19 protein-coding genes and 1 pseudogene are annotated in these 21,147 nt (G+C 66.2%); 14 read left to right on the top strand and 6 right to left on the bottom strand.

Annotated features, from left to right (window positions below; translation table 11 throughout):
* Positions 1-2: 2 nt before the first annotated feature.
* Both OHA42_RS13210 and OHA42_RS13205 read left to right on the top strand, forming a co-directional pair.
* Complete coding sequence (locus OHA42_RS13210) at positions 3-1,103, top strand: amidohydrolase family protein (RefSeq protein ID WP_406237141.1); 1,101 nt, start codon at positions 3-5, stop codon at positions 1,101-1,103.
* 239 nt (positions 1,104-1,342) lie between these two features.
* Positions 1,343-2,566 (top strand): RtcB family protein, encoded by a 1,224-nt coding sequence (locus tag OHA42_RS13205; RefSeq protein ID WP_406237139.1) that lies wholly within the window; start codon positions 1,343-1,345, stop codon positions 2,564-2,566.
* A 148-nt stretch (positions 2,567-2,714) separates the two neighbouring features.
* Here OHA42_RS13205 and OHA42_RS13200 read toward each other — a convergent pair whose 3' ends face one another.
* Complete coding sequence (locus tag OHA42_RS13200; protein WP_406237137.1) at positions 2,715-3,197, bottom strand: hypothetical protein; 483 nt, start codon at positions 3,195-3,197, stop codon at positions 2,715-2,717.
* Between the two features lie 335 nt (positions 3,198-3,532).
* Between OHA42_RS13200 and OHA42_RS13195 the strand changes: the two genes are divergently transcribed.
* Both OHA42_RS13195 and OHA42_RS13190 read left to right on the top strand, forming a co-directional pair.
* Positions 3,533-5,656, top strand: coding sequence for a RecQ family ATP-dependent DNA helicase (locus OHA42_RS13195; RefSeq protein ID WP_406237135.1), 2,124 nt, complete (start codon positions 3,533-3,535; stop codon positions 5,654-5,656).
* 439 nt (positions 5,657-6,095) lie between these two features.
* On the top strand, positions 6,096-7,358 hold the full coding sequence (locus tag OHA42_RS13190) for a hypothetical protein (RefSeq protein ID WP_406237133.1): 1,263 nt from the start codon (positions 6,096-6,098) through the stop codon (positions 7,356-7,358).
* Positions 7,359-7,773: 415 nt separating this feature from the next.
* On the opposite strand, the gene OHA42_RS13185 is transcribed toward OHA42_RS13190, so the two are convergent.
* The 3 genes from OHA42_RS13185 to OHA42_RS13175 all read right to left on the bottom strand — a co-directional run bounded on the left by OHA42_RS13185 (position 7,774) and on the right by OHA42_RS13175 (position 8,793).
* On the bottom strand, positions 7,774-8,007 hold the full coding sequence (locus tag OHA42_RS13185; protein ID WP_406237131.1) for a hypothetical protein: 234 nt from the start codon (positions 8,005-8,007) through the stop codon (positions 7,774-7,776).
* A 232-nt stretch (positions 8,008-8,239) separates the two neighbouring features.
* A complete protein-coding gene (locus OHA42_RS13180) occupies positions 8,240-8,548 on the bottom strand; it encodes a hypothetical protein (RefSeq protein ID WP_406237129.1) in 309 nt (102 codons plus the stop codon).
* The gene (locus OHA42_RS13175; RefSeq protein ID WP_406237127.1) at positions 8,545-8,793 is read right to left on the bottom strand and encodes a hypothetical protein; all 249 of its coding nucleotides are present in this window, start codon (positions 8,791-8,793) and stop codon (positions 8,545-8,547) included. Before OHA42_RS13175 ends, OHA42_RS13180 begins: the two co-directional genes overlap by 4 nt.
* Before the next feature lie 40 nt (positions 8,794-8,833).
* Between OHA42_RS13175 and ligD the strand changes: the two genes are divergently transcribed.
* The 10 genes and pseudogenes from ligD to OHA42_RS13125 all read left to right on the top strand — a co-directional run bounded on the left by ligD (position 8,834) and on the right by OHA42_RS13125 (position 19,527).
* Entirely contained in the window at positions 8,834-9,802 is a 969-nt protein-coding gene (gene ligD / locus OHA42_RS13170) for a non-homologous end-joining DNA ligase (protein ID WP_406237125.1), read from the top strand.
* A 176-nt stretch (positions 9,803-9,978) separates the two neighbouring features.
* Complete coding sequence (locus OHA42_RS13165; protein ID WP_406237123.1) at positions 9,979-10,935, top strand: D-isomer specific 2-hydroxyacid dehydrogenase family protein; 957 nt, start codon at positions 9,979-9,981, stop codon at positions 10,933-10,935.
* Positions 10,936-11,292: 357 nt separating this feature from the next.
* On the top strand, positions 11,293-12,282 hold the full coding sequence (locus OHA42_RS13160; RefSeq protein ID WP_406237121.1) for an alpha/beta hydrolase: 990 nt from the start codon (positions 11,293-11,295) through the stop codon (positions 12,280-12,282).
* Between the two features lies 1 nt (position 12,283).
* Positions 12,284-13,189 carry an SDR family NAD(P)-dependent oxidoreductase gene (locus tag OHA42_RS13155; RefSeq protein ID WP_406237119.1) on the top strand — a complete coding sequence of 302 codons (906 nt, stop codon included), beginning with the start codon at positions 12,284-12,286 and terminating at the stop codon, positions 13,187-13,189.
* A gap of 1 nt (position 13,190) precedes the next feature.
* On the top strand, positions 13,191-14,117 hold the full coding sequence (locus OHA42_RS13150; protein ID WP_406237117.1) for a ferritin-like domain-containing protein: 927 nt from the start codon (positions 13,191-13,193) through the stop codon (positions 14,115-14,117).
* Between the two features lie 5 nt (positions 14,118-14,122).
* On the top strand, positions 14,123-15,622 hold the full coding sequence (locus OHA42_RS13145) for a flavin-containing monooxygenase (protein ID WP_406237115.1): 1,500 nt from the start codon (positions 14,123-14,125) through the stop codon (positions 15,620-15,622).
* Positions 15,623-15,726: 104 nt separating this feature from the next.
* The gene (locus tag OHA42_RS13140; protein WP_406237113.1) at positions 15,727-16,485 is read left to right on the top strand and encodes a MerR family transcriptional regulator; all 759 of its coding nucleotides are present in this window, start codon (positions 15,727-15,729) and stop codon (positions 16,483-16,485) included.
* Between the two features lie 441 nt (positions 16,486-16,926).
* Positions 16,927-17,736 (top strand): annotated as a pseudogene (locus OHA42_RS13135) (DUF72 domain-containing protein).
* Positions 17,737-18,009: 273 nt separating this feature from the next.
* Positions 18,010-19,104 (top strand): methyltransferase, encoded by a 1,095-nt coding sequence (locus OHA42_RS13130; protein WP_406237111.1) that lies wholly within the window; start codon positions 18,010-18,012, stop codon positions 19,102-19,104.
* 105 nt (positions 19,105-19,209) lie between these two features.
* A complete protein-coding gene (locus OHA42_RS13125) occupies positions 19,210-19,527 on the top strand; it encodes a hypothetical protein (RefSeq protein WP_406237109.1) in 318 nt (105 codons plus the stop codon).
* A gap of 9 nt (positions 19,528-19,536) precedes the next feature.
* Here the strand turns inward: OHA42_RS13125 and OHA42_RS13120 are convergent, their stop codons facing one another.
* Positions 19,537-20,478: a hypothetical protein gene (locus tag OHA42_RS13120; protein ID WP_406237107.1), complete on the bottom strand. Its 942-nt coding sequence runs from the start codon at positions 20,476-20,478 to the stop codon at positions 19,537-19,539.
* Between the two features lie 46 nt (positions 20,479-20,524).
* Positions 20,525-21,142 carry a nitroreductase family protein gene (locus tag OHA42_RS13115; protein WP_406237105.1) on the bottom strand — a complete coding sequence of 206 codons (618 nt, stop codon included), beginning with the start codon at positions 21,140-21,142 and terminating at the stop codon, positions 20,525-20,527.
* Positions 21,143-21,147: the final 5 nt, after the last annotated feature.

The following is a 21,147-nucleotide window of genomic DNA, read 5'->3' as shown; positions in this document are numbered from 1 at the left end:
CGATGCTCACCGACGGTGTCCCGCTCACCGACCACCATTGCCACGGCGTGGTCACCGACGACCTGGACCTGCCGCACTTCGAGGAGTTGCTGGGCGAAGGGCAGCGCGGAACGTTCGAGTCATCGATCGGACTCGCGGTGCGGCGCTGGTGTGCGCCCGTGCTCGACCTGCCGCCGCACGCCGAACCGGACGACTATCTGACCCGTCGCACCGAACTGGGCTGGCGCGAGGTCTCGGCGCGCTTATTGCGTGCGGCCGGCACGACTCGATGGTTCCTCGACACCGGTTTCGGGTCCGATGATCTGGCGGCCTTTGCCGAGCTCGCCGCGGGAGAGGTCGGCGAAGTTGTGCGCCTCGAGCAGGTCGCCGAACAGGTTATTGCCGAGATCGGCACGCCGGCAACACTATTCGATCATGTTGAAGCCGCACTGCGCGAGCGAGCCCGACATGCTGTCGGCTTCAAGACGATAGTCGCCTACCGGTGCGGCTTGGATTTTCCACTCGTGCACACGGACCCGACTACGGTCGCCTCCGAGCAACGCCTCACCGATCCGCAGACACTGGGCCGCCTTATCGGACTCGGCGCGCGCCTCGGCGCCGAGCTGGGTCTCCCGCTACAGTTCCACACCGGATTCGGCGACACCGACCTGCGCTCGACACGCGCCGATCCCCTGTTGCTCACCGATTTCCTGCGTTCGACCGCGGATACCGGGCTCACCGTCGTGCTCTTGTACTGCTGGCCCTTCCACCGCAACGCCGCGTATCTCGCGCACGCGTATCCACATGTGCTGATGGACGTCGGACTGGCGATTCCCTATGTGGGACACCGCTCTTCGGCTGTGCTGGCCGAGACGCTCGAGCTCGCGCCGTTCCGATCGCTGTGCTACTCCTCCGACGGCTACGGACTGCCCGAACTGCACTATCTCGGTGCGAAACTCTGGCGCCGCGGTCTCGGCCTGCTGCTCGACGAATGGCTGGCCGCGGACGCGATCACCGTCGCCGACGCCGAACGGCTGGTCGCCGCTGTCGCGCACGGCAATGCAAAGCAGCACTACCCGCCCATCCCGTATCACGGACCGACGTCGAGCACTCATTGGGGATGAATTCGGCCGCAGTGTTCGACGCACCGGACGCGCGGATGACAACGGGCACTCCGATCGACCAGCACCGACCCCGCGCTGGTTCGAGCCACCGGGACGAAGGCGCGTCGCGCGGCGGGGCCTGGAAATTTAGTGGTCTCGCGCCCTACTTCATAGAGCCCTGACGGCGGATAATGGAATGCGAGGCCGGCGCAACGACTCTAGCGTTGGGGGAACAGATCAATCGAGAGAAGGACGTTCCCATGTTTCCCGTCGAGCTGCGCGGTACCAGGGCGCAGACGCTGATGTGGGCCCACGAGCACGACATCGACCAGGCCGCGCTGCGGCAACTGCGAAATATCGCGCAACTGCCCTGGGTGCACGGCGTCCGCGTGATGCCGGACGTGCATCTCGGGAAGGGCGCGACGGTCGGCTCGGTCATCGCGATGAAGGACGCGGTGGCGCCCGCCGCCGTCGGTGTCGACATCGGCTGCGGCATGGAGAGCGTGAAGACCGACCTCACCGCCGCCGACCTGCCCGACAACCTGCATTCGCTGCGCTCGCGCATCGAGGCGGCGGTTCCGGTCGGTTTCCATGCGCACAAGGACGCGGTCGATATCACCCGGCTCGGCGCGGAGTTCACCGCATCGCACGGCGACCTCGCGCGGTACAAGACGGGCTGGGATCGGTTCTGGTCGTCCTTCGGGTCGCTGGACCCGGGAGTGCAGGCGCTGGAGTCCAAGGCGCACAGGCAGATCGGTTCGCTCGGCGGCGGCAACCACTTCATCGAGGTATGCCTGGACGAGAACGACTCGGTGTGGATTCTGCTGCACTCCGGCAGCCGGAATATCGGCAAGGAACTCGCCGAGCGGCACATGACCGTCGCTCGGGGGCTGCCGCACAACGCCGATCTGCCGGATCGCGATCTGGCCGTATTCCTTTCCGGCACATCGGAAATGGATGCCTACCGGCGCGATCTGACCTGGGCGCAGGAGTACGCCGCACGTAACCGCGCGGTGATGCTGTCGCTGGTCTGCCGTGCGGTCCGGAACGAATTCGCCGGACGTGTGGTGCGTTTCGACGACCCGATCTCCGCCCACCACAACTATGTGGCCGAGGAGACGATCGACGGCGTGCCGATGCTGGTGACCCGTAAGGGCGCGGTGCGCGCCGGGGCGGGCGACCTCGCGTTGATCCCCGGCTCGATGGGCACCCGCTCCTATGTGGTGCGCGGCAAGGGAAATCCCGCCTCGTTCCAGTCGGCCTCGCACGGTGCGGGACGGCGGATGAGCCGGACCGCGGCCAAGAAGCAGTTCACCGTCGCCGACCTGATCGCCCAGACCGAGGGCGTCGAGTCCCGCAAGGACGCGGGCGTGGTCGACGAGATCCCGGCCGCGTACAAGGACATCGACGAGGTCATCGCGGCGCAGCAGGACTTGGTCGACATTGTCGCCACGCTGCGTCAGGTGCTCTGCGTCAAAGGTTGACGGGTGGCCCCGCCCATCGAGTATGGGCGCGGCCGACCTGACAAGCGTGCCGGATTCGGATCGCCGATTTCTCGTTTCGCCACTGGCGACTGACCCGGCTGTCCGAGGTAACCGCAGGGGCAAACCGCGAGCTGGGTGAGGGCCGGGTTCAGCGACGTCTCATGGTGGCGGCGATGCCGGAGCCGACCAGCATCATGCCGGTGATGAGGGCGAAGCCGTTCATCAGCCAGGCGTGCAGCGCTTGGTGCATCTCGCCGGACAGACGGGGTAGGTCTTCGACGATTCGCCAGGTGTCGTCCGGGAAGCTGACGTGCGCGATGCCCGGGATGAGGCCCCAGACGAGGCCGGCGATCACGGTGCCTGCCGGGGAGTACCCCGCCAAGGTTGCCACCAGGAACAGCAGTAGCGCCCCGCCGACCATTTGGAAAGTGGATCCCCACCGCGCGCCCGCGTCACCGAAGATGACCCATTGCCGGGTGTCCAGTGCCCCGTGTGCGGCAAGCCCGATCCCGATCGGCGTCACCACCAAGCCGATCACGGTGCCGACCACGGTCCGTGAGGCATTGCCCCTGGTGCGGAACTGGGCACCGGGCGGCGACCAACCGGGCGGTGGCTGATAGCTGCTCGACATGGTTGCCTCCTGCGCGGTCCCGCGGTGCCGAGGAAATCCTCTCATCCTATTGTCCGGTGTCCAGCGGGATTTCACGTTTCGTAACGGGATCGGCGCAGGACAAAGCAGTGCCCGCGCATGTCCTGACAACCATCCGGCACTCGCCCTGGTCGCCATCGGGCACGCGGGTGCCCGCCGGCACCGGGCAGAGGTGTTTCTTGCGTCGGCGTCGGCGCGCACCGGTTCGTGCGCAGCGACACATGTCGGCTCGGATCACGTCCGCGGCGACTACCCCGGGATCGGCGGCGACGACGCGGCCCGAACCGCTGTCGGTGCCATCCGGCACGATGGAGCCCATGACCACGGCCGCGCACAGCGAAGCGATCGACCTCACCTCGCCAGATCTGCGCGAGCGTGCCGAAGAACTGCTGCGCGAACTCGCGGGGCCGCAGGCGCGGCTACGCGAGGACCAGTGGACGGCAATCGAGGCGCTGGTGGTGCAGCGGCGCCGGGCGCTGGTGGTGCAGCGCACCGGCTGGGGTAAGTCGGCGGTGTATTTCATCGCGGCCAAGCTGCTGCGCAGGGCGGGGCGCGGGCCGACGGTGATCGTGTCGCCGCTGCTCGCGCTGATGCGCAACCAGGTCGCGGCCGCGCAACGGGCGGGCGTGGTGGCGGCGACCATCAACTCGGGCAATGTCACCGAATGGGACGAGATCCACGATCAGGTGGCCGCGGGCGATGTGGACGTGCTGTTGGTCAGCCCGGAACGGCTGAACAACCCGGACTTTCGCGACCAAGTGTTGCCGAAACTCGCCGCCGACGCCGGACTCGTCGTCATCGACGAAGCGCATTGCGTCTCCGACTGGGGGCACGACTTCCGGCCCGACTATCGGCGGATCCGCACACTGATCGCCGATCTGGGCTCCGACGTTCCGGTCCTGGCCACCACCGCGACGGCCAACGATCGGGTGGTGACCGATGTGGCCACCCAGATCGGTACCGACACGCTGGTGTTGCGCGGCACCCTGGATCGGGAATCGCTGCACCTGTCGGTGGTGCGTTTCGCCGACGCGGTCGAGCGCACCGCCTGGCTGAGCGGACACCTCGGCGAGCTGTCCGGCTCCGGCATCGTCTACACCCTCACCGTCGCCGCTGCACACGATCTCGCCGACGTCTTGAATTCGCACGGGCACAATGTGGCCGCCTATACCGGGCAGACCGATACCGCCGAACGCGAAGCGCTCGAGACCGCGCTGCTGAACAACGAGGTCAAAGCGCTTATCGCGACCTCCGCGCTCGGGATGGGCTTCGACAAACCGGATCTGGGTTTCGTCGTGCATGTGGGCGCGCCGTCCTCGCCTATCGCCTACTACCAGCAGGTGGGTCGTGCGGGTCGTGGAACCGAGCGCGCCGAGGTGGTGCTGCTGCCCGGCCCGGAGGACGCCAGGATCTGGAGTTACTTCGCCTCGGTCGCTTTTCCACGCGAGCACATCGTGCGTGCCGTGTTGGATGCGCTGGATTTCGATCGGGCCATGTCGACCGCGGCCCTGGAGCCGTTGGTCGAATTGAACCGCTCCCGGCTGGAGATGGTGCTCAAGGTGCTCGACGTGGACGGCGCGGTGCGCCGGGTCCGCGGCGGCTGGATCGCGACCGGTCAGGAATGGGCCTACGACACCGAACGCTACGAGCGCCTCGCCGCGGCCCGCGAGGTCGAGCAGCAGGCCATGATCGACTATCAGTCCACGTCAGGGTGCCGGATGCAGTTTCTGCGCCGTCAGCTCGACGACCCGGGACTCCCTGCTCTGGAGGGGAATTCTCCCGGCTGCGGCCGCTGCGACAACTGCACGGGCACCCGGCCGGACGTCACGGTCGACGCCGCGGCCATCGCCGCGACCCGGGCCCGACTCGACCGCCCCGGCCTCGATCTCGCGCCACGCAAACAGTGGCCGACGGGCATGGCGAAGCTCGGAATTCCGCTGTCCGGCAAGATCTCCGACGGCGCGGAAACCGGCCGCGTCCTGGGCAGGCTCACCGATCTGGGCTGGGGCCAGCGCCTTCGTGCCCTGCTCGACGCCCCCGACGACCCCATCCCCGACGCGGTCTTCGATGCCTGCATCGCCGTGCTGCGCGACTGGAACTGGACCACCCGGCCCACCTCGGTCATGGCCCTGGAATCCCCCCGCTACCCCGTGCTGACCGCCACCCTCGCCGCCCGCCTCGCCGAGGTCGGCCGCCTCCGCGACCTCGGCACCCTGCAAACCCGCCCCGACAGCCCACCCGTCTCGGCCGCGAACTCCGCCCACCGCGTCGCCGCCCTCTACGACTCCTGGTTGCTCCCCGACCTCAGCTCGGTAGACGGTCCGATCCTCCTGGTGGACACCCTCACCGACACCGGCTGGACCATGACCCTCGCCACCCATGCCCTCCGCACCGCAGGCGCACCCGCAGTACTCCCCTTCGCCCTGGCGACACCCACCTGACAGACCCAGACGCAAGATCCGCACCTCATCTCAGGAATCCAGATCCCTTCAGCGCACCCGCAACGAGTACGGGCCCAGAGAAGGTGCCGCTGAACCCTGGCTGCTCGAGGACTGCTGGACACGCTGCACGCGGCCGGGCGAGCGGTGCGGGCATCGCTGTGATCCAGCCCGAGTCAGTTGATCCATGGTCAGCCCTGTTATGGCCTCGTACCGCAACGGCACCCGGTTCTCGTTCTTGGAGTTGGTCTTCGACACGCGATACGGTGGAGCCGTTACCAATTCAGGCCGCCGTATTCTGTGCCGACCCGTCCACGGCTGTGTATGTATTGGCGGAGTTGATTGCCAATCGGGTGCTGCCGTCGCGAGAGTGCTCCCCTGGTACACGCCCAGGTGTGCAACGGCGGGCGGATGCAAGAGGAAAGTGGTTGTAATAGACGCAATGGACGCACAGCTGTCGCGGATCGCGGACAAGCTCGAGCGGGCAGCAGCAGACCCGAGACTGCTGGAATCCTTCGGTGCACACAAACATGGCTTCCGACTGAACCCACCGCTGTCGGAGTCGACCGTCGCGGCGTTCGAAACCGAACATGGTGTTGTGCTGCCCGAAGGCTATCGTCGGTTCCTGCTCGAGGTCGCAGATGGCGGTGCCGGGCCGAGCTATGGGTTGCTCACATTGGCCGACGCACACGATATGTTCGCGGACTGCTTCGCCGGACACCTCACCGAGCCGAGCCCGTTCGTGCCCGGAATTGTGTATTCCGATGACTGGTGGGACCGGTTCCAGGGACCACAGGGCCGCCCGGACCCGATACAGGGAACGCTGTCCATCGTTCATCACGGCTGCACCAGCTGCACCCAGCTCGTGATATCCGGACCTGGGCGCGGCCGACTGGTTGCCGTCGATTTCAACGGTGTCCCGGCTCCGTATGTGCAGGAAGATCCCGACTTCTTGACCTGGTACGAGCGCTGGGTGGATGAACTGCTCGCTGGTTACGACGTCGCCGAGTTCGGACACAAGCTTCCTGGAGACGAAGCCACACTGCTCGGGATCCTGGCCACCGATCCGTCGCCCGAGCGACGTGCGCGCGCAGCCACATCACTGCAATGTCTCCCCCAGCTCTCTCCGACAGCTGTTCAGGCCTTGGCGACTTCGACTGGAGACCCTTCCGCACTGGTGCGGGCCACCGTGCTGGGATGCGCTTGGAGATCCGGGATCCCGATCGATGCGGCGGCGCGAGCGGCATTGAACGATCTGGACGCCTCAGTCCGCGCCGAGGCGATCAGTGTGTTGCGAGTCTCGAGAACAACCGATCTCGCCGAGCGAGCCCGTGCACTGCTCGAAGACCACGACCGGGAGGTGACGGGGCGAGCGCTGTGGGCATTGGCCGACAGCGGGGACCTGACGGTCGCGGACCTTGCCCCGTTGGCCGCACGACCTGATGCACGCGCCCGCGAATTGTCCCTGTACCGCCTTGCCGAAGCACGCGGTGACGCAACGGATCTGATCGCACGTACTCTCGCCGACGAACAACCGGAAGTACGCCGCGGAGCGATCCAGGCGGCAGAGACACGCGACGACCGGGTACTGCTCCCGATCCTGCAACACATGATCCGGTCCGAAACCGACACCTATGTCCTGATCAACCTTCGCCGCGTCATCTCCGCGTGGACGGATACCCCGTCGATCAATCAGACCAGCTGACCACGCGGGCGACACTGCACGAACCCACCCAGCCTCGTTGTGCTGGCAGCCATCGGGGCAGACGACGAGTTCGCCGACCTTCGGACACCGCTACCCTGTCCGTCACTGTGCTCGTCCCGGCGCCGATAAGCCACCATCCGACATGCCGCAGCCACAAGCCGCGCGAGCGCAATGAAATGGCGGCTCCCACCCCAAGAACCAACCACCATTCGACTACCCTCGCCACCGAAAATGCTTGGAGCGCAACCCAAGCCAGTCTTCACGCTGGAAGTTTTTGCCTGCCTGCCCAGCTTGCGGAAGAGAAAGTCGGGTACGGCGCACGACGTGCCCAGCACTGCCCGGAACACCGCTGGGACGTGAGTTCACGTGTCGAGCCGCGGCACGCCACCCCGCTTCGGCTCTGTCCGGCGCGGATTCACAGTGGTCGCGGGATGTCACTGTTGGGGTCCGGCAGGATGATGGTTTTGGGGTCGGGGTCTGGGGTGAAGGGGCGGGTCGCGCTCAATGGGTCTTCCGGTGGGATTGGTCGGCGTGGCTCTCTGACGCCTGCCGTGCCGCCGCTGTCGGGGCCGTCGCGGCCACCGGGGTTTCCGGCCGGTGCCTTCCTGCCCATCAGTCTGCGGATCGCCCGCATCAGTTTTTGCTTCATTCCTCCAGTGTGCTCGCGCAACACCACCTGGCCGACAGTTTTCGCAGGTAGCGAAGCGGCCGGAGGCTATTGCGACCTGAGTGGAACGACGGACACGGTTTCGGCGGCGCGGGACCCGTGATCGCGGGCGACCGCTTCGATGTGGCGAGGCCGAGAGTGCGCGGCATATCGCGCCTTGACTTCGGGACTGCCGAGTCAGCGAGCCGAATGTTCCGGCCTGCCCCTCGGCCGTTCAGAGGCTGAGCGTGGCGCGCAGGCGGGCATCCAGGGAGTCGGTTTCCGTGGGCGTCAGCTCGCCGAGGTGCTCGGCCAACCAGGGGCGGTAGATGCGGTGTAGCTCCAACGCATCGGCCCAGCCGTGTGCGGTCTCGGCGGCCAGGACGTGGCCGGGATCGTCGTCCATCAGCGGGACGGCGCTCAGCCAGCGATTGGGCGAGGTCATCACCGCGGTATCGGATACCAGCACAACTCTGGTTTGCCGCGGAAAAGGCGTGCCGTCACACAACGTCGGTGCGTAGCGCCAGATTTCGCCGCGCCTCATGCCGCGCCGCGCGGGCCGCGGTCATCGGACTCGGCCGCCCTCGTGTGGTCCAGATCGGCGTAAGCGGCCGCCAGCTCGGCGTCGTCGTCGACCACCAGCTTCGCCAGGCTGTCGTGCACCAGTGCGGTGCGCAGCGCGGAGTTGATCACCGACGACAGGCTGCGTTGCTGCCGGTCGGCCGCCTGTTCGGCCCATACGGCCACCTGCGGGTCCAGCGTGACCGTCACGCGCTTCGCCTTGCTCATACCGAAATGCATACCAGTTCGGTACCAGGGTGGATCGGCTATGGTCGGACTCGTGGCCAGCAAATCTGCGACGCCCGCCATCGAGCTGGATGTCGGCGACCGCACGATTCGTATCTCCAACCCGGACCGGGTCTACTTCCCGGAGTCCGGCGCGACCAAGCTCGATTTGGTGCAGTACTACCTGAGCGTCGGGGACGGCATCGTCAACGCGCTGCGCGACCGGCCGTGCATGCTGCACCGGTTCCCGAAGGGGCTCCCGGGTGACAAGGTGCACCAGAAGCGGCTGCCCGCAGGCGCGCCGGACTGGATTCCGACCGTGCGAGTCTTCTTCCCGCGCTATGGAAGACATGCCGACGAGCTGTGCGTGCGCGAGCTCGCCGATGTCATTTGGGCAGTGCAGATGTCGACGGTCGAGTTCCATCCGTGGAATTCGCGGCGCGCCGACACCGAGCGCCCCGACGAATGGCGGATCGATCTCGATCCGATGCCCGAATGTCCGTGGTCGCGGGTCCAGCGCGTGGCGGGTGTCGTGCACGAGGTGCTCGACGAGCTCGGCGCGGTCGGCTGGCCGAAGACTTCCGGGGGCAAGGGTCTGCACGTATATGTGCGCATCGCACCCGAATTCGGTTTCAAGCAGGTGCGCCGGGCCGCGCTGGCGTTCGCGAAAGAGGTCGAGCGGCGGGTGCCCGACGACGTGACAACCACGTGGTGGCGCAAAGACCGTGATCCGAAACTGCTGTTCGTCGACTACAACCAGAATGCCCGCGACCACACCATCGCGGCCGCCTATTCGGTGCGCGGTGTGCCGGAGGCCACCGTCTCCACACCGATCCGCTGGGACGAAATCCCCGATGTCGATCCGCACGACTTCACCATGAAAACGGTGCCCGCCCGCTACGCCGAACTCGGCGATCTACATGCGGGCATCGACGATGCGATATTCCGCATCGAGCCGCTGCTGGAGTGGGCGGAACGCGACGGCGTCGATGTCGACTTGGACACGGAGTAGCGGACCGATCCGACCCGGGACGACCCCAGCGCCGGGACCATCACGATCACGCAGATTCTGTCGCTGAGGTCCGACGGCCTCAGGTGCTACCTTCGCTTCTGGACACCCGCGAATAGTCCGCGGGCCGTCACCCTCACCGCGAACGCACCGTCGTACCTACTGCAGGAGGTCTCGAGATGAGCCGACCCGAGTTCCCGGTGCCAGTCGCGATCGGCCCGGCCGCCCCCGCCCCGACACTGCTGCAGAAGGCAGTCGTCGAAGGCGGGGCCACCCTGACCGAAATGGCGCAGGCCCGAGGATTGATCTGGGTCGGCGGCCCCGGCGAATTCCCCGACGAACTGCCCGAGCGCATCGAATGGGTGCAGCTGCCCGCAGCCGGTATCGAGGACTGGTTCACCGCTGGCATCTTCGCCAGGCACCCGGATATTCGATTCACCTCCGCCGCAGGCGCTTTCGCCGCCAGCGTGGCTGAACACGCGCTGATGCTGCTGCTGGCCGGCGTGCGCTACCTGCCCGAGCACCTACATGCGGCGAGCTGGCGGCAGCAGGACTTCTTCCCGCACATCGGCACCTTGCGCGGCAAGACCGTCACCATTATCGGCGCAGGCGGTATCGGCCGCGCCCTGATTCCCATGCTGGTGCCGCTCGGCGCGCACATCATCGCCGTCAACCGTTCCGGCGGCCCGGTGACCGGCCCCGGGATCCCCGACACCATCGAGACTATCGCCGCCGACCAACTCGGGAAGGTCTGGTCGCGCACCGACCATGTCGTGATCGCCGCTCCGGCGACACCTGCCACAGAGCGCCTGGTCGGTGCGGAGGAACTGGCTCGGCTGAAGCCGTCGTCCTGGGTCATCAACGTGGCCCGCGGCAGCCTGATCGACACCGACGCGCTGGTCGCGGCGCTGGCATCGGGCGCGATCGCGGGCGCGGGCCTCGATGTCACCGACCCGGAACCGCTGCCCGACGGCCATCCCCTTTGGGTCCTGCCGAATGCCATTGTCACCCCGCATGATTCGAACCCGCCGCAACTGCGCTTGGCGGCCTTCGCCGACCATGTCGCCGCGAATGTCGCACGGTTCGTCGAGGGCAGAGATCTGCTCGCCCCGATCGATACCGAGCGCGGATACTGAGGCCCACCCGACGGATCGCCCATCACCTGGGGATACGTGGTCCGGCCTGGCCGACGAGTGACGGCGACGACCAGGCCTGCTATTCGAGAAGCCGGCGGCCGAACTCTTTCGGCGGCCACCTGCTGGCCTACGGCGGGTCGGCCGTGCTCGCGGCCTGTGGCCGGTTCGGGAGGGGGCGCACAGGCGGGTGCTGTCGAGCGCCGTCGACATTGCGGCGGCGAGCCGACTCGACACAGTAATGCCCTGAAGCCGCGCCCAACCGAGGCCGGGCAGCCTCGAGGTGTGCCCCACCGCCCCAATCAGCCTTTTTTGAATGTGCCATTGACAACTGGCACATTTATAGATGACTCTTAATGCATGACAAGGTCAATGAGGACCTCGGTCCCCGGCGTTCCCTCGGCGCCATCCGCGCGGTCCCGGCTCGCTGCCACGGCAGCGGAGATCGGGATGCGGCCACTGAACAATGTGGTGCCGATGAACACCCCCGGCATCTGGTTCGCCCGGAAGCTGATCGCGACCGTTATGGCCGCGGCGGGGCCATCGCTGCGCGGCACCGCCGTCACCCAGGTCCGATCCGGTGCGGTCCGCGGCGAATGGGTGCGAGCGCCCGGCGTCGATTTCGGCAAGCGCGCCATCTACTACATTCACGGCAGCGGATACGTGCTGTGCTCGGCCCGCACCCATCGCGGACTTGCCTCGCAGCTGTCGAAAAAGACCGGGCTGCCGGTCTTCCTCACCGACTACCGGCTTGCGCCGGAGCATCGGTTTCCTGCCGCCGCCGACGATGTCGAGGCAGGATATCGGTGGCTGCTCGACCGCGGCATCGCCCCGCAAGATCTGGTGATCGCGTGCGATTCGGCGGGCGGACATCTGGCACTCGATCTGCTGATCGAAAACGGCCGCCGGGCCAGGCCACAACCCGCTGCGGTCGCCATGTTCTCGCCACTGATCGACCTCACCCTCGGGCTGGCCGCCGAACAGGAACGGCGCCAACGGGATCCGATCATCTCGGCACGTGCGGCGAGCAGGCTGCCCCACGCCTACACCCGAGACCTGCCCGCCGACGCACCCCGGCTGCGGTTGCGGGTACCACCCGGCACGGCGCTGCCACCGATGTTGGTGCAGGCCGGCGGCACCGAAATGCTCAGTGCCGACGCGCGACACCTGCACGACATGGTGCGCGCCGCGGGCGGCAGCTGCGAACTCGAGATCTGGCCGGGCCAGGTGCACGTGTTCCAGGCCCTGCCGCTACTAGCTCCCGAGGCCGACCGCGCGCTGGACCGGGTCGCCGACTTCCTGTGTGCCGCAATGGTTTTCCCCACCACCGTCTCGGAAAAGGTGAGCTGACATGTTCGGACTGGAGAGACTCATCCCCCTGGGTATCCGCTCGCGCCGCACCCACGGGGCACGAGCCGTGGTGACGGGCGCCGGCAGCGGCATCGGCCGCGCCTTCGCGCTCGAAATCGCCGACCGTGGTGGGCAAGTGATCTGTGCCGACATCGATGAGGCACGTGCGGAGGAGACCGTCGCCCTCATCGAACGCAAACACCCTGGTGCGGCGCATGCGTTCCGATGCGATGTCGCCAGCAGGGAAGACGTGGAAATCCTTGCGCGCTTCGCCGAATCGCTCTTCGAACGCCCCGTCACGCTGGTGATCAACAATGCCGGCGTCGGCATCGGCGGAAAGCACGTCGGCGATATCGGATTCGACGACTGGGAATGGGCGCTCGGCATCAACCTGTGGGGCGTCGTGCACGGCTGCGAGATCTTCGCGCCGCAACTGCGCGCGGCCGGACGCGGCGGCATCATCAACGTGGCCTCGGCGGCCGGATTCGCTGCCGCCCCCTCGATGGCCGTCTACAACACGTCCAAGGCCGCGGTGATGTCACTGTCGGAGACGATGGCCGCCGAAATGAGCGGCACCGGCATTGCGGTCACCGTACTGTGCCCGACCTTCGTCAAGACCAATGTCGCTCGCGACGGTCGCATTACGCAGGAGGCGACCCGACTGGCCGACACCCTCATGCGTTGGACCGGCTTCTCCCCCGAGCATGTCGCGCGCACCACCCTCGACGCGCACGACCGCGGCCAGCTGTATGTGCTTCCGCAGCTGGACGCACACCTCGTGTGGCGGCTCAAGCGCTACTTCCCCGCCCAGTACACCTATGCCCTCGGCCTCCTGGATCGACTACTGCCACAGGAGAACTCGACCACCACCGACCGTGTCACGGTCACCGACAAGACAGGAGTCTGACATGGCGACCGCTATGGACTTCGACGACATGCTCCGCAAGATCAAGGATCGGCAGTGGGCGCTGGCAGATATCGACTGGGACGCCCCTGGCGCGGAGACGATCTCGCCCGAACTGCACGCCAAGCTCAAGCCCTTCATGGCCGACCTGATGTGGATCGAGAATGTCGGCGCGCGCGGCTTCGCGGCAATGGCGAAGAAGGCGCCCACCGAAACGCTGCGCGAGATCTACCGCTACTTCCACGCCGAGGAGCAGAAGCACGCCAATGCCGAACTCGCGCTGATGCGGCGCTGGGGCATGCTCGACGGTGACGAGATCCCACAGCCGAATGTGAACGTCAAGCTGGTCATCGACTTCCTCGACAAGTACTCCGACGACATGTCGTTGTCGTTCCTCGGCACCGTGATCCCGATGCTCGAGGTGACTCTGGACGGCGCGCTGGTCAAGTTCATCATGGACGAGATCGAGGACCCGATCTGTCAGGAGGCGTTCAAGAAGATCAATGCCGACGAATCACGGCATCTCGCAGTGGATTTCGCGGTGATGGATCTGCTCGGCCACGCCACGCTGCGTAAGCTGCTCGTCGATCTGGTCGGTGGCTGGGCCAAGCCTTCGCTGCTCATCGGAGTGTTGAGCTACGTGCCGCTGCTGAACAAGATGCGCGACAACATCGTAGAGATGGGTGTCGACGAGGAGAAGCTGTACGCCGCGCTCAAGCGTTACGCGAATGTCGGTGAGCGTAGCGAATTCGCACGACGGCTGCCGATGTACCAGCTGGTCAAGATGCACGGTGGCTGGGTGATCAACCGCGATCATCCCTACCATCTGGTGGCCGACGCGCTGGTCAAGATCACTGCCCGGGTCCCCAAGCGGCTGCTGCGGCCGCAGCCGACCTGGTCGAAGGAACTCACCTACGAGCCCGCGGCGTGAGCACGATGAGCACCACGACTCTCGACATCGCTGTCATCGGCGGCGGGTTCGCCGGCATCGGCACCGCAATTCGCTTGAAGCAGCACGGGATCAGCGATTTCGCGATCTTCGAACGCGGCATGGCGATCGGCGGCACCTGGCGCGACAACACCTATCCCGGTGCGGCTTGCGACATTCCGTCGCGGCTGTACTCCTATAGTTTCGCGCCGAACCCGAACTGGTCGCACACGTATTCCGGGAGCGACGAGATCCTCGGGTACATCGAGTCGATGGCCGCGGAGTTCGGGCTGCACAGCCATTTCCGGTTCGGCCACAACATCACCGGCATCGTGTTCGACGAAACGACCGGGCGATGGGACATCACCGTCGAGGGCCGGTCGGATGCCGTCCATGCTCGCACGGTGGTGCTAGCCTCCGGACCACTGGCCAATGCCAGCTTTCCCGCCATTCCCGGGCTGGAGAACTATCAGGGCCACAAAATCCACAGTGCTCGTTGGGATCACGACTACGACTTCACCGGCAAGAAGGTCGCGGTGGTCGGCACCGGGGCCAGCGCGGTGCAGATCATTCCGGAACTCGTCGACAAGGCAGCCTCGGTGAAGGTGTTCCAGCGGACGCCGGGCTGGGTGCTGCCGCGAGTCAATCGGCGCACCAACGCACTGACCAAAGAGCTCTACCGGCGGGTGCCCGCCGCCGAGAACCTGGCCAGGCGGGCCTGGTTCTACGGGCACGAGTCGGTCGCGCTCGGCGTCGTCTGGAATACGCCGTTGACCAGGGTGGTCGAGCTCGTCGGCCGGGCCCAGCTGCATCGACAGGTGAAGGATCCGTGGCTGCGACGGCAACTCACCCCGGACTTCCGGGCCGGCTGCAAGCGTCTGCTGATGACCGACGACTACTACCCGGCATTGCAGCAGGACAATTGCAAACTGATCACCTGGCCGATCGCCCGTATCGCCGAGCACGGCATTCGGACCGCGGAAGGTGTTGAGCACCGGGCGGATTGCATCGTCTTCGCCACCGGATTCGATGTCTCCAAAACCGGCACACCGATCCCGATCACCGGACGCGACGGCCGGGTGCTCGCCGAGGAATGGCAGCGCGGCGCTTACGCCTACAAGAGCATTGCGGTATCCGGGTATCCGAACCTCTTCTTCACCTTCGGCCCGAATTCCGGCCCCGGCCACAACTCGGCGCTGGTCTATATGGAAGCGCAGATCAACTACCTGGTCGGTGCGATCGAGACCATTCTCGACAGAGATCTGCGGATGCTCGATGTGCGGCGCGACCGGCAGGACCGCTACAACGCGGGAATGCAGCGGCGGCTCACCGGGACCACGTGGAACTCGGGCTGCCGCAGTTGGTATCTCACCGAGGACGGATTCAACGCAACCATGTACCCGGGCTTCGCGACGCAGTACGTCAATCAGCTGCGGATGGTCGACCTCGACGACTACAACGTCGTGCCCGCCGATGCGCGGACGCCACGGATCGCGGCGGTCTCCTGAGGTGACGGTCGCCGGCCGCCGGAACGTTAGACTCGGTCGATCGATGACCGTGTTGTTCGGCTGCCGGCAGACCGGCGCCGCAGTGGGCGAGGGAGGTGAGGCCGATGCCGGAGTACCGGATCGATGACCTCGCTCGCGCCGCGGGCACCACCACCCGCAATGTGCGCGCCTACCAGGAACGCGGCCTGCTGCCGCCGCCCGCGGGCAAAGACGGGCGGGCCAGCATCTACGACGACGCGCACCTGGAGCGCCTGCGCCTGATCGACGCGCTGCTGCAGCGCGGCTTCACCACCGCGCACATCGCCGACTTCATCACCAGCTGGGAGACCGGCAAAGACCTCACCGAGGTGCTCGGCCTGCAGCACGCGGTGGCGGCCTCCTGGGCCAAGGACGAGACCTTCGAGGTGTCACGCGAGCTCATCGGCACCATCCTCGGCACCGACACCGACGAGCTCGTCGACCGGCTCGCGGAGATGAAACTGGTCCGGTTCGAGGGCGACACCGTGGTGTTCACCGACACCCAGCTGCTGGCCTCGTTCGCCGAACTGCACGAGTACGGCATCGAACTGCGCACCCTCATCGAGATCTACGCCAAGGTGGCCGACCGGATCGACGACATCACCCAGCTCATGATCACCGCGGCCAAACAGCACATCGTGGATGAACACGGCCCCGGCTGGCTCCCCCAGACCAGCAGCGAAATCGCCGACACCACAACAATGCTCAACAAAATGCGCGAGCTGGCTGTCGCCTCGGTGCACACCACTCTGGCCCGCTCCCTCGACGTCACCCTGCGCCGAGAACTCGGCGACTACCTCGCCACCGCCGCCGAACGCGAACGCCAACGCCACGCCGACCGCTGAGTTTTTGGCAGCGCTGTGTTTTTGGCCGCGCCTGCGGCGCGGCGTGTTCGCGGCCCCTTTGGTCTCGCTTCCGAGCGGCCGAGACTCGCGCCTTCGGCGCATGCGCTTCGGCCGCTCGGAAGCGAGACGGGCCGCGAACTTTAGTGCTCGGTCTCGCTTCGCTCGGAAGGTGTCATCGTGCCGAGTGGGGGCGTTGGTAGTTGAGCTTGCGACTTTGGTGGATGCGCTGCGGCTGTTGCGGAGGCGGGACGGGCCGGGACATCACATCTAGTGCTCGATCTCGCTGCGCTCGGAAGACATCATCGTGCCGAATGGGGGCGCGGGTGTGCCACAGTCGAGTTCCGTTCGCTGGCCTTCTGAGGCTGGCGGCCCCGACCCCCGACAACGACGAGTGATGCGGCCTGCGTCTTCGCAGGGATTGTGTCTGCCACGATGGACAGCGTGGGCGAGATCCGGATCGGCACATCGGGGTGGGTGTATCCGCCGTGGCGCGGCACCTTCTATCCCGAAGGGGTGACCCACAAGAACGAGCTCGCCTATCTATCGCAGCAACTCGACAGCGTCGAGATCAATGGTTCGTTCTATGCCTTGCAGCGTCCGTCGAGCTACCAGAAGTGGGCGAGCCAGACGCCGGAGGACTTCGTGTTCGCGGTGAAGGGCAGCAGGTTCATCACCCATATGAAGCGGCTGCGCGACGGTGACGCACTGCTGGCGAACTTCCTCGCGTCCGGTCTGCTTGCACTCGGCCCCAAGCTGGGGCCGATCCTCTGGCAGCTGCCTCCCAACTTGGCCTTCGATCCGGTCCTATTAGCCGAATTCTTCGGCCACCTGCCCCGCACGACGACACGGGCGGCCGAGATCGCAGCACAGCACGACCATCGGGTCGACCCCGGATTCACCACGACCGACGCCGAACGGCCGATGCGGTACGCGCTCGAGATCCGACATCCGAGCTTCGTCACGCCGCAGTTCACCGAACTGTTGGCCGCACACGACATCGCACTGGTCGTCGCCGACGCGGCAGGCAAATACCCGCTTATCGAGGAAGTCACCTCGGATTTCGTCTACATCCGGCTGCACGGCCACGACGAGCTCTACGTCAGCGGCTACACCGACGATGGCCTCGACATGTGGGCGGAGAAGATCCGCTGATGGGCCGCGGACCGCGATGTATTCGTCTACTTCGACAACGACGCGAAGGTCATGGCACCACGCGACGCCCTCGCACTCCAGGCGCGCCTCGGCGGCTGACCCTGCAGTCGGCATCGCGGTGCGAGGCGGCTCACCTCCGATACCGCCTCGTGTACCGGTCGGCCGAACCGGGTAGCGTGCCCGTCTCGACAAGCAAGCTCACGTCACCAGCGGTGGTCCGGCCAGTGCAGGGCGCACCACCTGCTCGCGGGAGCCGCGATCTGGGGGGCAGCGCCGCTGGCGGCGTTGCTGCTCATTCAGCCGCGCGAGCGGCGAATCGCCACGTAGCCTCCTGATAGAAAACTTCTCGATTCCCGACGGGATGGAGGCACGGTGGCATCCAACCGATCGAAAGTTCCACCGCAGGCGCTGTTGCGGGTGATCGAATTCGCCCGCAATTCGATGGCGGGGCTGCACCGGCGACTTGTGCCAGGGCATATCGCGCTGCTGGAAATGATCGTTGCCGGGTTCTTGACCCAGGCGGTCCACGCGGCCGCCGCACTCGGCGTGGCAGACGCACTAGCCAATGGTCCGCGTAGCAGTGCGGAGTTGGCGCGCGCCACCGGCGCGAACGAGGACGCGCTACGGCGCCTGCTACAGCTGCTGACGAGCCACGGCATCTTCGCTCGCCGATCGGACGGCAAATACACGCTCACCCCGATGGCACAGGCGCTGCGTCGGGATGCGAGCGTTTCGCTGCGCGATACCGTGCTCTTCTTCGGCTCGCCGATGCACCGCAATCATTGGACGCATCTAGTCGACGCGGTGCGCACCGGTGAAACCGTCGGCACAGATCTGGACGGCATGTCGTTCTTCGACTACGTGCAGAAAGACCGCGAGCTCGGCGAACTGTTCGACCGCGCCATGACCAGCATCGGCACCCTGGCGATAGAACCGCTGTTCGCCGCCTACGACTTCGGCCAGTACGGCACGATTGTCGATGTAGGTGGTGGACAGGGCACCCTACTCACTGAAATCCTCTCCCGCACACCGACATCACGCGGCATCCTGTTCGATCTGCCGGAAGTGGTCGCGTCGGCGCCCGCCCGCCTCGCCGAACTCGGCCTCACCGACCGCTGCACGGTCGAAAGCGGCTCCTTCTTCGAGACGGTGCCCAAGGGCGGCGACGCCTACATTCTCAAACACATCATCCACGACTGGTCCGACGACAAAGCCAAGCAGATCCTGCACACCCTGCGCGAGCAGATGCCCGATGACGCGACGCTGCTGCTCATCGAACTCGTTCTCCCCGAAGACAATCGACCGCACCCGGGAAAATTCATCGACCTGGAAATGCTCATCAACGTAGGCGGCCGCGAACGCACCGAAGACCAATACCGAGACTTCCTGGCCGCCTCAGGATTCACCCTCGTGCGCCGTATCCCCACCGTAGCCCCCGACAATGTCCTCGAAGTGCGCCCCAGTTAGGCGCCGAGTGGCACCTGGCTGCGGCAAACGTCGAGAGACGCACTCCACCATGTGCAACGCGCCGAAAGGCGTTCGCGGCGGTGGGCTGCGAAGGAAGATGATGCGATGACCACGGATCAGTCGGCGGAGTCCAGCGAGATGAATGACCCGCTACTGCTGGATGCGAGGCGGGCGCGGTTGCTCGAGCGAGTTCGCGAGTTACGAGGTGACCTCGAGGCGCTCGGCGCGGAATACCAGGCGTTGCCGGGTTCAGGAGTGCTGGTCGATACCGAAGGCGTCGGAGCGTTGACCACACCCGGGTACTGCATCGCGGGCGCGGTGGAAGTCTTCGAGGAGGCACAGATCGAGTTGGATGCGGCGGCGGATGCACTCGATCGGGCCGGAAGATTCACGACTCGACTGCGGCCTGTGGTGTTCGACTGACCTCGGTGATCAGGTCAGGACCAGCGCCTGAACGATCAGCACGAGGTAGAGGGCAAGAATGAACAGGACCGCGGGTAAGACCGGGTAGTCCGGTGTGCTCGCGCGTCGGAACTTCGATGCTGCCGTGGCTGGAATCAGTAGGAGCACCACAGGAATCCAGGCGATCAGTGCTTGCGGCCCGGAGTAGGTCCACGGCCGAACCAGGGCGAGGTCGCCGAAAACCGCTATCGCGGCGCACACCAGCGCAGCAGTCGCGCTGCCGTTGGCACCCAAGGCATTCGAGTAATACATCTCGCCGGGGCGCGGCGACTTGGATGTCTTGCGGGCGAATTCGAACTGGAGGAAAGCACCGGCGAAGATGATCGCGACGGCCGCTGCCTGCCAACGGGATCGGACTTCGCCGGTTCCGATCGCAGAAACGACGACGTACGCAGTGACGAGTAGCTGGACCGGGTAGGTGATGGCCAGGTTCAGCACGATGTCGGTGCGCACGGTTGTCGAAAGATTCTCCAGACCCCAGAGGACAAGGCCGTAGGCGAGTACGGCGGCGATCAGCACCGCCGAACCGATCGAGAGTGTCAGGCTGGCGGCGATGGCGCCCACCGCGATGACCGTCATCGCGCTGCGCAGCTCGTTCGCGCTGATCGCGCCGGTCACCAGGGGGCGGTCGGGGTTGTGCACCCTGTCGTAATCGAGGTCCTTCTGTTCGTCGACCATGCGCAGGTACAGCAGGACGAAGGCGACGACGACGATGCGGACAACAGTGGACGCGGTCGGATGCCACGACGAATCGGGCTGGGAGACAAGGGCTGCCGTGCCTTCGAGTGCGAGCACCCAGAGCACGCCGTACAGCAGGTAGTGCGGCTTGTACATCACCGCAGTGAATCGGGCGATGCGCGCGAGGGAGCCGAGCACGGGCGGAGTCGACGGTGTTGCTGCTGCACTGCTCATTCCGCGCCCCGATGCTCGCGACTCGCCGCACCCACCGATACGCCCCTCACTCCTCGCTCCAGCGGTTCCACATCGTCACCTCGGCGGCCGGAATGCGGCGCGGGCCTCGGCTTCTGGTACCGGGCAGCAGGTGTGCCACCGGGAGCATAGCGACCTGGGTTATCTGGTCGAAGGGGATGCCGAGGAGGTCGGCGATCTCTTGCTCGTATACCAGGTGCGCGGTGGTCATGGTGGATCCGAGGCCGCGCTCGTGCAGGGCCAGCATGAAGTTCCAGACCGCCGGGTAGACGGAGCCGTAGAAGCTGGCGAGTTGGAGGGCGGCGGCGTTCGCGGGTGGGCGGCCGAGCGAGCAGACGACCACCAGCGCCGGGACCTCGTGCAGGTGGGCGGCGAGGTAGCGGCCGGAGGCGAGGTCACCGAGTTGATCGGGGCGTGGAGTGCGAGCGGACAGGTAGGCGGCAAAGCCTTTTCGGTAGTACTCGGCGATCTGCTGTTTGGTATCGGGGTCCTCGACCACGAGGAAACGCCACGGCTGCCGGTTGGTGCCGCTCGGGGCGTGCACCGCGACGTCGAGGCAGTCGAGCAGGTCCTGCCTGGCGACCGGCCTGGTGAGGTCGAGGCGGCGCCGGAAGGCCCTGGTGGTGGTCAGCAGATCGTTGCCCATCGGGC

It is taken from the genome of Nocardia sp. NBC_01009 (genome assembly GCF_045208035.1).
Classification (GTDB): Bacteria; Actinomycetota; Actinomycetes; order Mycobacteriales; family Mycobacteriaceae; genus Nocardia.
The sequence above is the reverse complement of the archived record's forward strand: the minus strand, read 5'-3'. Positions and strand labels throughout refer to the sequence as shown.

What these genes read in the sequence shown, in the direction of transcription:
- OHA42_RS13205 (WP_406237139.1), top strand. Translation starts at nt 1,343, where the DNA reads ATGTTTCCCGTCGAGCTGCGCGGTACCAGGGCGCAGACGCTGATGTGG.
- OHA42_RS13195 (WP_406237135.1), top strand. Translation starts at nt 3,533, where the DNA reads ATGACCACGGCCGCGCACAGCGAAGCGATCGACCTCACCTCGCCAGAT.
- OHA42_RS13180 (WP_406237129.1), bottom strand. Translation starts at nt 8,548, where the DNA reads ATGAGGCGCGGCGAAATCTGGCGCTACGCACCGACGTTGTGTGACGGC.
- OHA42_RS13160 (WP_406237121.1), top strand. Translation starts at nt 11,293, where the DNA reads ATGACAAGGTCAATGAGGACCTCGGTCCCCGGCGTTCCCTCGGCGCCA.
- ligD (WP_406237125.1), top strand. Translation starts at nt 8,834, where the DNA reads ATGGTCGGACTCGTGGCCAGCAAATCTGCGACGCCCGCCATCGAGCTG.
- OHA42_RS13175 (WP_406237127.1), bottom strand. Translation starts at nt 8,793, where the DNA reads ATGAGCAAGGCGAAGCGCGTGACGGTCACGCTGGACCCGCAGGTGGCC.
- OHA42_RS13140 (WP_406237113.1), top strand. Translation starts at nt 15,727, where the DNA reads ATGCCGGAGTACCGGATCGATGACCTCGCTCGCGCCGCGGGCACCACC.
- OHA42_RS13200 (WP_406237137.1), bottom strand. Translation starts at nt 3,197, where the DNA reads ATGTCGAGCAGCTATCAGCCACCGCCCGGTTGGTCGCCGCCCGGTGCC.
- OHA42_RS13125 (WP_406237109.1), top strand. Translation starts at nt 19,210, where the DNA reads ATGACCACGGATCAGTCGGCGGAGTCCAGCGAGATGAATGACCCGCTA.
- OHA42_RS13145 (WP_406237115.1), top strand. Translation starts at nt 14,123, where the DNA reads ATGAGCACCACGACTCTCGACATCGCTGTCATCGGCGGCGGGTTCGCC.
- OHA42_RS13120 (WP_406237107.1), bottom strand. Translation starts at nt 20,478, where the DNA reads ATGAGCAGTGCAGCAGCAACACCGTCGACTCCGCCCGTGCTCGGCTCC.
- OHA42_RS13210 (WP_406237141.1), top strand. Translation starts at nt 3, where the DNA reads ATGCTCACCGACGGTGTCCCGCTCACCGACCACCATTGCCACGGCGTG.
- OHA42_RS13155 (WP_406237119.1), top strand. Translation starts at nt 12,284, where the DNA reads ATGTTCGGACTGGAGAGACTCATCCCCCTGGGTATCCGCTCGCGCCGC.
- OHA42_RS13185 (WP_406237131.1), bottom strand. Translation starts at nt 8,007, where the DNA reads ATGAAGCAAAAACTGATGCGGGCGATCCGCAGACTGATGGGCAGGAAG.
- OHA42_RS13115 (WP_406237105.1), bottom strand. Translation starts at nt 21,142, where the DNA reads ATGGGCAACGATCTGCTGACCACCACCAGGGCCTTCCGGCGCCGCCTC.
- OHA42_RS13190 (WP_406237133.1), top strand. Translation starts at nt 6,096, where the DNA reads ATGGACGCACAGCTGTCGCGGATCGCGGACAAGCTCGAGCGGGCAGCA.
- OHA42_RS13150 (WP_406237117.1), top strand. Translation starts at nt 13,191, where the DNA reads ATGGCGACCGCTATGGACTTCGACGACATGCTCCGCAAGATCAAGGAT.
- OHA42_RS13165 (WP_406237123.1), top strand. Translation starts at nt 9,979, where the DNA reads ATGAGCCGACCCGAGTTCCCGGTGCCAGTCGCGATCGGCCCGGCCGCC.